This is a genomic window from Chlorogloeopsis sp. ULAP01 (assembly GCF_030381805.1).
GTDB lineage: Bacteria > Cyanobacteriota > Cyanobacteriia > Cyanobacteriales > Nostocaceae > Chlorogloeopsis.
Genome location: NZ_JAUDRH010000004.1, coordinates 380,630 through 395,771 on the forward strand (window position 1 = coordinate 380,630; position 15,142 = coordinate 395,771).

A 15,142-nucleotide genomic window follows, 5' to 3' on the forward strand; every position below is an offset into this window, starting at 1 on the left:
TTTTAGGAAATTGGCTGACGAAAAGAATGAAGCAAGCTAAAAAATTTATTGAAATCAAAACTCCTGGGGTCATTTTTTTGACCTGATCTATCTACTGCTTTATGTGTAGTAATTCGCTCATCTGGAACGCTACTTTGAGCAATTAACCAAGCCAAAGAATAATATTGAGCATCAGTATAACCAACATGAGTTGGTTGTTCATTGTGGCCTTCCGGTGGTGTTTCTAAAGATACGTGATAAGCAAAGTTATTTACAGAGGGTGGCAAATTAGAATTAGTTTGCACTGTTTCAGAACCATTTGGGCCGTCAAAAACTGAGTTAGCTGCACCAAAAGCTCGCTTTTCTGGAGAAACGATATAAACAACCGTTCCGTCTAGCTTGACTAAGGTATGGTAACTCACTTGCCGATCATCATCCTCATGAGGAACTTGAAAGGTATTAATTGCACTTGATGCAGAACCGCCTGTTTCATGAAGTACTATAATTGCTTGATTATTGACAGATATGCCATTAATATCGGTACTATGACGCTCTCCATAGTTGTTTGGGTGAGCTAATGCAATTTCATATCTAGGTCTATACTCTTTAAAAGCTTGAGTAATTTGAAAAGAATATTGAGGAAGATTTTTAAGTTTGCTTTGTTGATTATTGGTTGATTCGAGTTGTGCCTTAGGCTTTGGGCTAGGTGTTGTCTTGACTGAGGATTTGGAAAAAGATTGAAGTTTTTCTTTTTGTTGTGCAGTTTGCTGAGGAAGATGAGATGGACTCCAGGCAGCAGATTCTGAGCTTAGATCGGATGCAATTTGCTTATTTGATTGTAGTTGTACTCTTCCACTGATCAGAATAATAACGGTGGTAATGAGCATAAGCGAAATTAATAGCAATCTTTTTATCCAGATGCTAAAACTCATATCTTTAAAAATTGCAATTTCGTTTAAATTTATACTAATATTTTAGTTTGTAGTAAAAAATTGGCTAATACTACAACCAAGCACAGTAACAAAAATTCCACTAGTTATTACTCTTTCTAAAGAACGATTCAAACTCCATAGCTTAAAATTATCTAAACTATCTATCAAATCCACACAGAAATGGACACAATATGAACTCCTTTCCTGCTTGGTACTTTGATGAATCTCAAATGGCTGGTATTAATTTTGAGGACATAGCTCAAGTTGAAGCCTTTGACTGCAAGCAAACATCAAGTACCCCCCAGAAGGAACAGGCTTTAGTGAAGCGATTGGGAATTTCTTTAGGGCATACCGTAATCGATTTAGGAGCAGGCACGGGTACTTTTGCAATCCAGGCTGCACTTGAAGGGGCATTTGTACACGCTATTGATATTTCTCAAAGTATGCTGGCTTATGCTCAACAAAAAGCTCGAAAAATGGGCGCTAGCACCATCAAATTTCACCGAGCTGGTTTCTTAACTTATGAACATAATGACAATCTGGGTGATTTTGTGATTACAAAAGCTGCGCTGCATATTCTGCCAGACTTCTGGAAAATGGTTGCTTTGATGCGAATGGCTTCAATGCTGAAACCTAACGGCATTCTTTACTTACGTGATGCTATATTCTCATTCCCAATTAGTGAGCATAAAACCTTTATTGATGAGTGGATTGAGCATTCATCAAAGCCTGAAGGTGAGGGCTGGACAGATAAAGACTACCATATGCACGTGCGGGAGGAACACAGTACCTTTGCGTGGATTATTGAAGGTATGCTAACGCGGGCTGGATTTGAAATCACACAAGCAAACTACCTTACACCTACTGCTGCTGAATATATATGCATCAAGATAGCCTAATCAGCTATGATACAGGGCTGTGTAAGATGCGATCGCCCAACCACAGAATTACTCCAGTTAACAGTAAACATACTATTCCCGCAACACCAGCTAAGGGTTTTTTATTCTTACCTGTTAACCATTCTGAGGTTTTATCGGTATACTCGATTAGTTGTGCTGTATCTAAGGTGGCGATCGCCCATACCCATCCCGCGTGCAATCCCCAAGCCAAGCCCAACTTCCCACCATCAGCAAATCTTGCTAGTACCAGTACCATCCCCATTAGCCACAATCCCGGTAGTTGGGGTATGGTTTCTCGTTGTTCCCAAACTAAATGTAGTACAGCAAATATAAAACCAGAAATAATCGCTGCTCCCCAACTTGGGTAATCCTGCTCTAATTGCGTGAATAGAAAACCTCGAAAAACTAACTCTTCTACACCTCCTACAAATAAAGCTATCAAAAAGATAGGTAGGGTAATAGATAATATTTGCTTGATATTAAACTCTTGAAATTTACACCAACCCAGCCATAATTGCCAAGAAAATACAAAAGCTAGGCTCATTACTCCTAAACTAAAACCCAGGGTTACAGAACCTAGCATTGAAACTTCAGTAATAAAGCCGTAATCTAACAATGATGTGTCGGTAAGCCAACTGACTGCCCAAACAATAAGTGGTGCTAATAGGTAGAGCGATACGAGTAAAGGCAGCTTTTTTTGTGGAGGCAAAGGCTGGTTTGGTTGCCAATTTTGAAAGATAACTGTTAATGCTGCCATTGGTAACCAGCACACCACCCACAATATGAAAAAAGTGGTTACCACAACCAATCCTGGCGCATTTTCCAGAAATGACCTTAAAGTATTGACTGTTAACTCAAATAACACTCTCAAATTCATTAAAAACACGACAGACTTCTTGCAATTATAATTTTTTGTTTGGAAAGAGAAAAACTTTCTCTATTGTCTGGGCAAATTTTAATTTTGTTGGGTGTAACGATGCGATCGCTTATTCAAAACTCCAAACAATACACTTTTGCTCTACCTTTCTTCTATTTTGGAACAAGCCTCTACCAAAATAGGTATTTTCTGCAAGAGGTCTAATCGTATTTTTCGGAATGAAGAAAATTTTTAACTACAGTAGCAAATTCTACTGACTCTAGGGATAAGTTTTCCAGTGTTCACTTTCAACTTATCCTTATCATCAGATCAATTTACTCTTCTTCTTCTTCGATGTCTTCTTCGTCTGATTCGATATCTAAGTCAGACGAGGTTCCTTTTTTATCAGTGTCAACTTGAATTAAGTGAATATGTTTGTATCCCAGCTTAATTTCAAATTCATCACCAGGTTGTAAACCCATCGCTTTGGTGTATGTTGCACCAATTACAATCTGACCGTTTTGATGAACACTAACCCGATAAGTTGGTTCGCGCCCACGGCCATCTTTAGGTGCTTCCGGACTTAGGGGAATGCCTCTAGCCGATAATAATGCGTCATAAAAATCGGTTAAATTTACACGAACCTGGTTGTTTTTTGTAACTGTATAATAGCCACACTGCTTTGCTCTTTCTCGTCGTGGTAAATTGGAAAGTTCTTTTACTTTAGCAAGCAGTGCTTTGCCGGTTAATGGTGCGGTTGCGGTTTCAGTCATTACGCTCAAAATATCCTTAATCTCTCCAAACTATTCAAAGATGACGTCTTTTGCCAATTAGTTGGCTTTTCGAGTTTATACAATGAAGAACGCTAACCCTTACAAAGGGCAAATTCCCGTTTATAACAGACCAACAACCTCTTTTGTGGTTGCCCATTATTTATGAGAGATTGTGGTTGTACAGGCATTAAATCTGCTGATTTCACGGCACTTTTAACCATCATTTGCCATTGAAAATGAAATATTTTTCTTTTTTGGCATTACTGTGACGGTGTAATTTTAAGCCAACTTTACAAAGCAGGTAAGCCCTACTACTATTATTTAGTCGTAGAACTCAGAAATAACAGGCTTCTGATTTTGGTGCTTGCCTTTATTACCCTTGACTCATAAGGTTTTCCTTATGCATACTTTTAGCTTCTAACAGCATAGTATTTGCATAAGGTTGACAGACATACACCTTTTTATCCTGCTAAATGAGACGACTTTTTTGCGTCTCTACACTACGATGAAACAAAGCTGTATTGGCCGCTCTTATACGGCTATTTATACTGGTTTTGTTACCTCGTAATTTTATATTAAATACTAACATGCAATAATAATAGCAAAATTATTGTTTAAGTTTGAATTAATTTTACTACTATACTTTAATATCTTAATATCTGACCTTGAGAAGGCAAAAAGCGGTGAGGATTTTCTTACCGCTTTATTGCCGTTGTGAGGATTGTGGCTTAGATTTTATAAAAATTCATGTAATTTAGACAAGTAGTTTTGGCAAGTTGAGTTACATTATCAAGCTTGTTGATTGAGAAGAGGCAAAAAAACTATCGTAGTATTCTGTCGTTGATTCATTAGCCAAGATGTTCATTAAAAGCTTGAACAATTCTATATAACCAAGAAATGGTAGTCTGCTACCTATTAATACATTTTTCCTATAGCAGGTTTACTTTTGTTAGCATCAAAATACAGTGATATCCTTAGACAACTGGGTGTAGAGGTTGACAAAACAGTCGTAAACCCCATTCAGTGCTTCTACAATTAAATTTTTATGCTTATCCTCAAACAAGAATCACTAGCTCTTGAATGAACAGCATATTAACAGCTAGCTGTAATTAAGAGAGACAATTTTATCGCTGATTGGGTAAGGAAGCTGCGTGTAGGAATGATTTTTAAGCCAGATGTGGTGATTTCAAGACATAGGTTGATAGCAATGGAAGTACTTTTTAAGGTTATTCGTCAACAAAAAAATTCTTCTCCTGTTGTACAAACTTACCTTTTGCAGGCAGAACCAGGTAATACAATCTTAGATTGCCTGAATCAGATTAAGTGGGAACAAGATGGAACATTAGCGTTTCGTAAAAATTGTCGTAATACAATTTGTGGTAGCTGCGCTATGCGAATCAATGGGCGTTCAGCTTTAGCTTGTAAGGAAAATGTTGGTAGTGAAATTGCCAGAGTACAACAGCTAGCAGAACTAAAAAATAGCGCAAATAATATTCCAGAAATCATAATTGCTCCACTTGGCAATATGCCCGTGATCAAAGATTTAGTAGTAGATATGAGCAATTTTTGGAGCAATTTAGAAGCGATCACTCCTTATGTAAGTACTGCTGCCCGCCAAGTACCAGAAAGAGAATTTCTACAAACATCAGAAGAGCGATCGCGCCTGGATCAAACTGGTAATTGTATTATGTGTGGAGCTTGCTTCTCTGAGTGTAATGCCTTTGAAGTCAATCCTGATTTTGTTGGCCCTCATGCTCTGGCCAAAGCTTATCGAATGGTCGAAGATTCCCGCGACAGCGAAACAGAAAATCGCTTAGAAAAATATAACGAAGGAACAAAAGGAGTTTGGGGTTGTACACGTTGCTTATACTGCAACTCAGTTTGTCCAATGGATGTAGCTCCGCTTGATCAAATCACCAAAATTAAACAAGTAATTCTTGATCATAAACAAAAAAGCGACAGCCGTTCTATTCGCCATCGCAAAGTTTTAATAGAACTAGTCAAAGAAGGTGGCTGGATTGATGAACGGCAATTTGGTTTACAAGTGGTTGGGAACTATTTTAGAGATTTAAGAGGATTGCTTGGTATTGTACCCCTTGGTTTGCGAATGCTAGCTAGGCGCAAATTCCCTTTGTCATTTGAACCTTCAGAAGGCACAGGGCAAGTGCGATCGCTAATCGAAGCTGTGCAAAAAGAGGAAGTAGGGATTAGGGATTAGGGACTGGAAGATAGGGAAGATGGGGAAGAATTTACTCCGATCGCTTCTTCACCTCCCTCACCTCCCTCTACTCTTTGTCCCCGCGTCTCCTATCTCACCGTGGGTCTTGAGGTATATTTAATGGTTGCCCTGAAGTTTTATAGACTAAAATATCCCATTGCCCATTGTTACTGTACTCAAAAGCAATTCTGCTGCCATCAGCGCTGATTGTGGGATTGCGAACTTCTGCTTGTAGATTGGTAGTTAAATTACGTGATTGTCTTGTTTCTCGGTCGTACAGGAAAATAGCTGTTCGCCCCTGACGAGAAGCAGCAAAAACAATATAACGACCATTGTCTGAAATACTGGGATGAGAGGCGATCGCATCAAAAGAATTTAAACCAGGTAAATCAATTAAACTGCGAGTCACCATATCAAACATATAGACATCTTGGCTGCCTCGTCGGTCAGAAGTAAAAACAATAAATCTTCCAGAAACTTGCGGCGTTAATTCTGAAGCAGTACTGTTAAGACTTCTTCCTCCAGGATCAAAAGGATAGCTCAAAAGACGGGGATAGCCACCACAGCCATTTAATAAAGTTGTTAGTGTAAGTATAGGTAGAAAAATATAGCATTTGGTCATTAGTCATTAGTAATTGGTCATTTGTTAGTGGTGAGGCAGCACTGCAAAGAGAAGTCGGTAGACGCTTCTGCGGCTTTCCGCAGGCTAGGGCGGCTTCAAGGTAGAGTACCCGGAGGGTTAGTGGTTAGGTTAGTTGTTTATTACTCCCCTTGTCTCTGTGTCTCCACCTCCCCGTGTCCTCTTGCTACTGCGGAGGTGGAGTTATAGTTGCACCATTAGGAATGTCTAACTCAATATTTGGGCCTCGATCTAGTACTTCAGTATCCCACTGACCGCGACTAGCGGATTCAAAGACTACATAGCGCCCATTGGGACTGATATTAGGATTTCTAATCCAACCGCGATATGTAGGAGTAAGGATTTGTGATTGCTGTATGGCGCGATCGTAAAGCGCCACCACTGGTCTACCTTGATCGCTAGTAATATAAGTTATGTAACGTCCGTTGTAGCTAAGGCTTGGGCTTTCAGCGATTGTCTCCGGACGATTTAAACGTGGTGTACGCACAAAAGACTGCTGCTGCAAATCGTACAGCAGTATCTGGTGAGCGCCATTTCGATTAGATACAAATGCCAAAAGCCGCCCGTTTCCACTCAAAGTCGGTTGTGCTTCAGTGTAGCGACTATTAACAGAAGTGGGGCCAATAGGAATATTATCGGAGCTACAAGAGATTAGTAAACCTGTCAATCCAAAAATGAGACTCCAATTAAGTGGTCTTTGGAGCCAAAATCTAGGTGTAATTTTTTTCACCTCACCTGTTTTCTGTTACCTTTTTGTAACTTCCTCCCTAGTTTATTTAAACATCATCAAAATTTACCGAATTATCTGGTTCTTCTTCTGAATTTTTTACTGGTTTATATTCTACATAGTCAGTAGATATAACATCGTCGTCAGTCCGCTCTGGTTGCGGTTCTGAGCTGCTCGATGGGCGACGTCTTCTCGGTGGTCTGGACGTATTATCTACAATATCCTCAGCGCGACTTTCTGGACGGAAAGAGCCGTTATTACTACGCCGAGGAGTTCTTCTTTCTTCGCTAGTTGGGGTATCCCAATCATCAACTTTTCTGCTGGAAGCACCCCAATCATCTTCAATTTTTTCAGGAGTGCGCTTTGTCGGACGCGTAGTACCACGTCTGCGCTGTCTATCTGTCAATTCTGGTCTTTCACTTACATTCCGGCGCTCTGGGCGACGGGGAGATTCTTCTTCATAAAATTCTTCGCGAGAAGAACGATTTTCTCTACTACCTGGAATGCGGGGACGAGGTTGCTCCTCCTCATACTCGTCATCGTAAGGTAGTGGGTCATAATCATAGTCCACCTGAGCCTTATAGGGGGATCTTTTTTCATAGTTATAACGAGGGCTAACCTCCCGCTCATCATCCACAATTGGGGTATTGCGCTTGGCTTGCTGAGTCGCGATTCCACGCAGGCGAATACTTTCGACAGCAAAAAAGACTGTTGAGCCAACTAGAAGCAACTGACCAAATTGGAGAATTGGGTCTAAACGCCAGCCCTGGAAAATAAGAATAAAGCCGCAGAGCAAGCCTACAGCTGCAAAAAAGATATCCTGATCTCGTGATAGTTCTGGACGTACAGTACGGAGAAAATAAAGTGCTGCTCCAGCCACAGCTAAGAATATTCCCAGGATACTGGCTGAGTTTGCTCCAAAATTTACTTGAGCCAGAACACTGGCTGAGTTCAGCCAAAAAGTTATCATTGTTCTTTTCCCAATATCAAATCTATGTTATCCAGTCAGAATTTAAATCTCTACTCTAACAAGACATAAATATATTGTAGAGACGCGAAACTCATAGTAGCGCCGTGCAGACGTTATATCCGCCCGTGCGACTGCGATCGCGTCTCTACATTATTACCCAAAGCTAAAAAGCCATTATCTGCTGATTTGGTCTGATTAACCTTGAGAAAGATAAATTGCAAAATGTCAGCAATTATGCAATTAACTGATTTGCAAGTAGTTTTGAGAGTCAATTTGACTCTCATGAGATGATTAAGAACGCTGGATTTTATCTCTTTGGCTAATCAAAATCAACCCAACAGTAGCAGGGATAACGACAATTAAAGTACCCCAAAGCAAGCTCCAAAGAAAATTTGCTAAAGAAGGCGTCATAGTTCTCAACCTTTTTTTACAGTCTTCATACTAATTTTAATGGTCTATCACACTGTTAGAGTACAACCATACATCTGTTGTATTTGTAGTTGACTCATTTGGTGTGTTAGCGTCAAATCGCAATTATGCTATTTGCATTGAATTGATTTTACTACGGGAAATTGATTCTCCCATGAACTTGCGATTTCTAAATTTTGGTCACTAAGCTTGCTTACTGCCTTCACAAATTAGATAATTGACAGTCAGTACACTCAAATTCTTTCACCCTAAGGGTTGGAACATTTAGTTAAAATAATATTGGAATAGCTTTACAAAGCTTAAATATTTCGGCTCTCCCCAGGTTTTTATTTTTCATAAAGAGTGAGAAGCAATAGACAATGATCGGTGTTAACCTTACTGCTTGGATTCTCGGTCTCGGCTTGGGACTGATGACACTTTTGTTTATTTTCCGCATAGTTCTAACTTGGTATCCCCAAGCCGATCTAAATCGTTTTCCTTTGAATTTAGTGGCTTGGCCTACGGAACCTTTTTTGGTACCAATGCGGAAGTTGATCCCACCTTTAGGGGGAGTAGACATTACACCGATTATTTGGGTTGGTATCTTCAGTTTAATTAGGGAAATTCTCCTTGGTCAGCAAGGACTGTTGACTATGATGTCTAGGGTAAATTAGGGATGAGTTAGTGGTTAGTACAGACGCGATTAATCGCGTCTGTACTTTAGTGCTTAGGGTTATTATCCCCATCTCCCCAGTCCCCTAGACCCTCACCCTAGCTTTGAAGTTCTTGCACGAAATTAGTATAGATATTACCCTGTAGAAATTGTGGGTTTTCCATAATTTTTTGATGGAATCCGATGGTGGTGGGTAGTCCTGTAATTGCACATTCGCGCAGTGCTCGTTTCATGCGCGTAATGGCTGTAGAACGGTCTGGCCCCCAAACTATTAACTTACCAATGAGAGAATCATAATATGGAGGAATCTGATAATCAGTATAAACATGGGAGTCAATTCTCACTCCAGGGCCTCCAGGCGGTAGATAACCACTTATCCTTCCAGGAGAAGGGCGAAAGTCATGATCGGGATCTTCGGCATTGATTCGGCATTCGATCGCATGTCCTCTTAAAACCACTTTATCCTGAGTCAGCTTTAGTCTTTCTCCTTGAGCAACACGGATTTGTTCAACAACCAAGTCTACTCCAGTAATCATTTCGGTTACTGGATGCTCAACTTGAATCCGCGTATTCATTTCCATAAAGTAAAAATTTCCAGATTTATCTAGGAGAAACTCAATTGTTCCGGCTCCCGTATAGTTGATGAACTGAGCTGCTTTTACTGCTGCTTGTCCCATCTTTTCTCGTAAGTCTAAGTCTAGGGCGGGGCTGGGTGCTTCTTCTAGCAGCTTTTGGTTGCGGCGCTGAATTGAGCAATCTCGTTCACCCAGGTGGATAACATTGCCATAGTTATCCGCCAAAACTTGAAATTCTATGTGACGGGGACGTTCGATAAATTTTTCTAGATATACTCCAGAGTTACCAAATGCTGCTCCTGCTTCGCCAGCAGCTGCTTGAAAACATTTCACAAATTCGTTTTCCGATCGCACTAAGCGCATACCCCGACCACCGCCACCAGCTGTAGCCTTAATCATGACAGGGTAACCAATTTTTTTGGCGATCGCTAATCCTTCTTTTTCTGACTCCAGCAACCCTTCACTTCCCGGTACTGTTGGTACTCCTGCCTTTTGCATCGTTTCTTTGGCTGTTGATTTATCACCCATCAACCGGATTGCTTCCGGAGAAGGGCCGATAAAAGCAATGTGATGATCGGCACAAATTTCTGCAAATCGAGCATTTTCTGCTAAAAAACCATAGCCGGGATGAATAGCACTGGCATTACGAGTTAAGGCGGCAGCAATAATATTGGGAATATTCAAATAACTTTTACTACTGGCAGGATCGCCAATGCAAACCGCTTCATCAGCAAGTTGGACGTGGAGCGCATTACGGTCAACGGTTGAGTGTACCGCGACAGTCGCAATTCCCATTTCTTCACAAGCCCGGAGAATGCGAAGCGCGATTTCTCCCCGATTAGCAATTAATATCTTGTCAAACTTCATCTTCTAGCTTCGATATCAGTTTAGTAAATTGACATTTTCTCCCGGCAATTTAGAAACAACGCTCTCGCCTGATTTCACATTATGACAGGAGATGACCAAGTCCAAACCATTGACTTCACTGCTTTTACGGGTTTCACTAGCTTACCAATGCTTAGTGCTGGTATTTCCCGCTCCAGACGATTAAGGCGCACTGTGCATCCACAGTGTACCTAACTTCTGTGTTGCATCTATGTAGTTCTGGCTGTACCCCTTTTTAAGAACACTTCGATTTAATATCACTTCGATACAATTTTGTTGTCAGTTAGACATAAATTATGTGAGAGTTTTGTGCATATGGATGGTTGATTTTGTAAAAGGGACTAGGGACTGGGTACTCGTGACTGGGAATTGGGTGGAAAGCGGAAAAATTATGGAAGGGGCTTTAAACCCCTCCCAAATTTTGCAACCTCCCCCAGTACCCAGTACCCAGTACCCAGTACCGGGAGCGGCGTTCCTCCCCCACCTTTAGGTGGGCGAGCGGTGGGGGACTCCTCGCCGTTACCTGTTGAAATATCTAAGTATTACTCCACTATAGATATTTTTTTGTGCTATATTTGATATTCAGCAAAACCTTGCGGATGTGGCGGAATTGGTATACGCGCACGTTTGAGGGGCGTGTGGCTTTGCCTTGCGAGTTCGAGTCTCGCCATCCGCATTTAAAATTTCCAGTCAAGAGTCGAAATTTTCCTTATTTGCCTATATAGCCTTATTTCATTATTGGGTGTGTGGGTTTTTTGTGCTTTGATAGAAATAAGTGAAGATTTGTAAAGGAAATTGACTGCTACTTTTGCACAAACAAACAACTTAACGTTGCCTACGGGTTGGCACCGCCTAACTCCCATCTGGCAAGGAGGGGAGGAAGTTATTCAACAAGGTTTGCCACACGCTCAATTAGCTCCGGCTTGGCAATTGCTACTTTTAGGCGATGGTTCCCCAACGAGACACTTACAATTGCTCACGAGTGAGCCAACAGAAGTGGATGTTATTGATATGTCATTGATTGGCATGGATTTGGATGGTGCTCCTGAGTTGATTAAAGCCGTGCCAGGGCCAAGACTACGGCGACAAGTCTGGCTGCGTACTGCCTCTGGTCAAAGATTGGCTTATGCTACCTCATGGTGGGAGGCTTCCCATGTAGATGAGTATTTACAAAATCGTTCATTGCCTATTTGGGCTAGTCTAGCTCGTCTACGTACAGAGCTATATCGAGATATCCAAGGTCTTTATTATGGTTATTCGGATGGATTGGAGTCTGGTTTCGATGAAAAAGGCCCATTTTGGGGACGCCATTATTTGTTTTGGCATCATGGACAGCCCTTGACTTTAATTTATGAAGTCTTTTCGCCTTATTTAACAAAATATTTGGGATCGACACAGTCAGCTTGAATAGTTGACTTCTAATTCCAGTCAAATTAAATCAAAATTTGAGCACAAAGGTAACTACGGTTGAGCGATCGCTATTCTAAAGATTCGCTGAGATTACTGTTGACTATCTGTGTTTACTTCTTGTTGCATTTATTAACACAAGTTTGAAGTAAAAATTGTTATTAAATAATCAAACCTATATAGCTGTTGGAGCCAGGTTAAACATATGAGTTGTTACGATTACTCATTGCGGCATAATTTAAGTAGCCGTCATGAAATGCGTACACTAAAAGGGTACCAGGTATTAGGGATTGGGTACTGGGGTACAGGGTACTGGTAATTGGGTATCGGGGATTAGGTATTGCTCCTGGTGCTCCTAGTCCCTAGTCCCTATTGATTTCTTCTGCCATCTGACTTGAAAGAGCAGGGGGAGCAGGGGAATCTGGGGAAGCTGGGTGAGAAAAGCACTTTCATGCAAGGCTTGTGAAATTTTTTCATCTGGACTGCCTACTTATTGATATACCGCTAGCCAATGAAACGCTTACGGCGGGTGTATCTATACGTATCTACTGTGGTGCCTCTGATATCTCTTTTTTCAAGCCAGCCATTCACACCCGGTTTGGACACAAACCTTGCTATAAAAATACCTCTTCCATGTTCCCCAACTCTGTTAAGAGTTCCTATTTTCAGGCTAGTAATTTCTTATACTAATAGAGTATTATTTTATTTTTGCGTTTGAAAAAATAATCAAGTTTTACCAATAGTGATATTCAATACAATTTAGCAAGATTAATATTTTCTAGTTGTCCATCAACTTGTAGATATTAAATTAGATCATATTTAATATTGATGGCATGATTAATAAACTTTCACAAGTTGGAGAAATGATCTCGAAAATGCTAACGAATAAGTATATTTAAAGGATTTACAACAGAAATTAAAATTTAGTAAGCTTTAGCCGAAATTTGGATAGTTAACCATGAGGATTAGCTTTCATAAAACGTGTCAAGCTTAGAAAACAATGGTAACTTATTACCGAAGTATTATTAACTTCTAGAGCCAATAAATAATTTAGTATGATTCACACCCCAGACGGGGGAAACTTTTTGGTTTGCTTTGGCAACAAAGCAACTAACAAATTCGCTATGATGAGGTATTTGTTTCAATGGCGCTGCCCGTCCTATCTGTTTCGTCGATGAAGAAGAAAAAGAAACCATCTCTGGTACTCACACTCTCATCAGCTGGGTTATTAATTGGTGGTGGTGTGGCAGCATACTGGCTGTTAGCTCAGGGGCAACTATTTTCCAGAAATTTACCAGTGGGTGCAAATATAATCCCCCAAGATGCTTTATTTGCGGTTTCTCTGACTACTGATCCTGCTCAATGGCAGCAATTGCGGGAGTTTGGCACACAAGAAACTCAAGCCGAACTAGATCGATATCTAGTGCAGTTGCGCGATCGCTTTATCAATAGTAAAGGTTATGACTTTCAAAAAGATATCAAACCATGGGTTGGCGAGCAAGTAACGATTGCAATCATGGCTCCACAAGCAAGTAAACCCACTCTCAAACCCATAGCTACAAATGGAAGTATTGCTAATCAGCAGTCGTTAGTAGTGGTGCTGCCAATCAAAAATCAACAAAAAGCTCAGAGCATTTTAGCACAACCGAAAACACTCAAAGGAGGAGAATGGAGCGAGCGCACTTACGAAGGTATTGCCATCAAAGAAAAGAACTCAACATCTGGAGAAAATTTATCAGCAGCAGTAATCAATGGGCGTTTTCTGGTGCTTGCTGACGATTCTAAAACTATAGAACAAGCAATTCAAGCATATAAAAATAGAACATCCCTAGCTACAAGTGCAGGTTTTACGGATAACTTTCCCAAAATTGCTAGCTCTCAACCTTTTGCTCAATATTATGTGAATGTACCCTACTCTGCTAAGATTGCTGCCGCATCTGGTAACCGTCATTTACCCGCCCAAGTTTTAGCACAACTGCAAAATAACCAAGGTTTAGCAGGAACAGTTAGTCTGGATTCACAAGGAATACGTGTTAAGGGTGTTTCGTGGTTAAACCCTAATAGTCAGCGCGTATTAGCAGTTGAAAACAAAGCTGGGAATATGCAAAATCGCGTGCCATCTGAAACCTTGATGATGCTTTCTGGTGGTAACTTGCAACGTTTTTGGGCAGACTACGTTTCAACATCCCAAGGAAATCCGCTCTCGCCCATCGCACCCGAACAGTTACGCGGAGGCGTGAAATCTCTTGTGAATCTCGATTTAGAACGAGATTTATTGAGCTGGATGAGTGGAGAGTTTTCTGTTTCGGTAATTCCCAATACTCCCAACAGTTCATCAGACGATTTTCGTGCTTCTTTGCTGTTTATGGTACAAGCACGCGATCGCGCTCGTGCAGAAACTTCCTTAAAGCAGCTCGATGAAGTCATGAAAACTCAATACCAATTCCAGATTCAACAGGCAACAGTTGCTGGTAAGCCTATTGTTAACTGGATTGGGCCTTTAGGTACCTTAACTGCTACTCACGGTTGGTTAGATGGAGATGTTGCTTTCTTGGCATTGGGCGCTCCCATCAGCGATCGAATTATCCCAAAACCTAACAATGCATTAGCTAGTAATCTTTTATTCCAAGCAACAGTTCCCTTAGAAAAAAATCCTAAAAATAGCCAGTTTTTCTTGGATGTGGAACGTACCGCCAAAAATTTTCCGTTACCAACTCTGTTGCCAAATCAACAAGCATGGTTAAAAGCAACACGCTCGATTGGCATAACAACTACAATCGAGGATAGTCGTACTAATCGTTACGAAATTATTTTAGGACTCAAAAAAACTGGAAAACCAGCCTCCAATAGTTCCCTAAACAATCCCACCTCTTTTGTTACTCCTTTGCCGACTCTACCTAAGGCTTCTAGCATACCCTTACCTGCAACACCACCATCTCCCTAAAAAGAGGAGGGGGAGAGAGGGAGACAAACAGATAAGGGGAGCAGGGGGCAATAAGGGCAGAGGAGATAGGGAGAATAACTAACTACTAACCACTGTACGGGCGGGTTTAAAAGATAAATTGTCGGTTTTCACCCAAAGAAAATCAACAAAACCCACCCTTCCCAATGACTAATGACAATCACCAATCATTAGCCAGAAACAGATAGGATCAAAACTGTCAGAAAAAATATTTTTAGGAATCCACGGGGGAGAACAT

General features: G+C 40.8%; 15 protein-coding genes and 1 tRNA gene. 7 read left to right on the top strand and 9 right to left on the bottom strand.

The genetic code is table 11. The annotated features are described in order from the left end of the window. Positions 1 to 2: 2 nt before the first annotated feature. Positions 3 to 911, bottom strand: a complete 909-nt coding sequence (locus tag QUB80_RS10230) for an N-acetylmuramoyl-L-alanine amidase (protein WP_289789386.1) — start codon at positions 909 to 911, stop codon at positions 3 to 5. Between the two features lie 191 nt (positions 912 to 1,102). On the opposite strand from QUB80_RS10230, the gene QUB80_RS10235 reads away from it, so the two are divergent. After that, complete coding sequence (locus tag QUB80_RS10235; RefSeq protein WP_289789387.1) at positions 1,103 to 1,810, top strand: class I SAM-dependent methyltransferase; 708 nt, start codon at positions 1,103 to 1,105, stop codon at positions 1,808 to 1,810. Between the two features lie 4 nt (positions 1,811 to 1,814). On the opposite strand, the gene QUB80_RS10240 is transcribed toward QUB80_RS10235, so the two are convergent. Together QUB80_RS10240 and QUB80_RS10245 are read right to left on the bottom strand one after the other, a co-directional pair. Continuing rightward, complete coding sequence (locus QUB80_RS10240; RefSeq protein WP_289789388.1) at positions 1,815 to 2,687, bottom strand: CPBP family intramembrane glutamic endopeptidase; 873 nt, start codon at positions 2,685 to 2,687, stop codon at positions 1,815 to 1,817. 314 nt (positions 2,688 to 3,001) lie between these two features. Then, positions 3,002 to 3,439, bottom strand: coding sequence for an AbrB family transcriptional regulator (locus QUB80_RS10245; RefSeq protein WP_289789389.1), 438 nt, complete (start codon positions 3,437 to 3,439; stop codon positions 3,002 to 3,004). A 1,207-nt stretch (positions 3,440 to 4,646) separates the two neighbouring features. Here QUB80_RS10245 and QUB80_RS10250 point away from each other — a divergent pair. After that, positions 4,647 to 5,657: a succinate dehydrogenase/fumarate reductase iron-sulfur subunit gene (locus tag QUB80_RS10250; RefSeq protein WP_289789390.1), complete on the top strand. Its 1,011-nt coding sequence runs from the start codon at positions 4,647 to 4,649 to the stop codon at positions 5,655 to 5,657. Positions 5,658 to 5,751: 94 nt separating this feature from the next. Here QUB80_RS10250 and QUB80_RS10255 read toward each other — a convergent pair whose 3' ends face one another. The 5 genes from QUB80_RS10255 to psbX all read right to left on the bottom strand — a co-directional run bounded on the left by QUB80_RS10255 (position 5,752) and on the right by psbX (position 8,405). Continuing rightward, positions 5,752 to 6,279: a TolB family protein gene (locus QUB80_RS10255; protein WP_289789391.1), complete on the bottom strand. Its 528-nt coding sequence runs from the start codon at positions 6,277 to 6,279 to the stop codon at positions 5,752 to 5,754. A gap of 184 nt (positions 6,280 to 6,463) precedes the next feature. Further along, the gene (locus tag QUB80_RS10260) at positions 6,464 to 7,027 is read right to left on the bottom strand and encodes a TolB family protein (protein WP_289789392.1); all 564 of its coding nucleotides are present in this window, start codon (positions 7,025 to 7,027) and stop codon (positions 6,464 to 6,466) included. Between the two features lie 46 nt (positions 7,028 to 7,073). Beyond that, on the bottom strand, positions 7,074 to 7,994 hold the full coding sequence (locus QUB80_RS10265) for a Ycf66 family protein (protein WP_289789393.1): 921 nt from the start codon (positions 7,992 to 7,994) through the stop codon (positions 7,074 to 7,076). A gap of 113 nt (positions 7,995 to 8,107) precedes the next feature. Next, positions 8,108 to 8,278 (bottom strand): hypothetical protein, encoded by a 171-nt coding sequence (locus QUB80_RS10270; RefSeq protein ID WP_289789394.1) that lies wholly within the window; start codon positions 8,276 to 8,278, stop codon positions 8,108 to 8,110. A gap of 7 nt (positions 8,279 to 8,285) precedes the next feature. Further along, positions 8,286 to 8,405, bottom strand: a complete 120-nt coding sequence (psbX, locus tag QUB80_RS10275; RefSeq protein ID WP_289789395.1) for a photosystem II reaction center X protein — start codon at positions 8,403 to 8,405, stop codon at positions 8,286 to 8,288. 377 nt (positions 8,406 to 8,782) lie between these two features. Between psbX and QUB80_RS10280 the strand changes: the two genes are divergently transcribed. Beyond that, entirely contained in the window at positions 8,783 to 9,076 is a 294-nt protein-coding gene (locus QUB80_RS10280; RefSeq protein ID WP_289789396.1) for a YggT family protein, read from the top strand. 97 nt (positions 9,077 to 9,173) lie between these two features. Here the strand turns inward: QUB80_RS10280 and accC are convergent, their stop codons facing one another. Then, complete coding sequence (gene accC / locus QUB80_RS10285) at positions 9,174 to 10,517, bottom strand: acetyl-CoA carboxylase biotin carboxylase subunit (RefSeq protein ID WP_289789397.1); 1,344 nt, start codon at positions 10,515 to 10,517, stop codon at positions 9,174 to 9,176. Positions 10,518 to 10,893: 376 nt separating this feature from the next. Between accC and QUB80_RS10290 the strand changes: the two genes are divergently transcribed. The 4 genes from QUB80_RS10290 (at position 10,894) to QUB80_RS10305 (ending at position 14,886) form a co-directional block, all read left to right on the top strand. Beyond that, entirely contained in the window at positions 10,894 to 11,025 is a 132-nt protein-coding gene (locus QUB80_RS10290; RefSeq protein WP_289789398.1) for a hypothetical protein, read from the top strand. A gap of 105 nt (positions 11,026 to 11,130) precedes the next feature. Then, positions 11,131 to 11,211 (top strand) — tRNA-Leu (locus QUB80_RS10295). A gap of 119 nt (positions 11,212 to 11,330) precedes the next feature. Next, positions 11,331 to 11,942, top strand: a complete 612-nt coding sequence (locus tag QUB80_RS10300; protein WP_289789399.1) for a chorismate lyase — start codon at positions 11,331 to 11,333, stop codon at positions 11,940 to 11,942. A gap of 1,144 nt (positions 11,943 to 13,086) precedes the next feature. Then, on the top strand, positions 13,087 to 14,886 hold the full coding sequence (locus tag QUB80_RS10305; RefSeq protein WP_289789400.1) for a DUF3352 domain-containing protein: 1,800 nt from the start codon (positions 13,087 to 13,089) through the stop codon (positions 14,884 to 14,886). Positions 14,887 to 15,142: the final 256 nt, after the last annotated feature.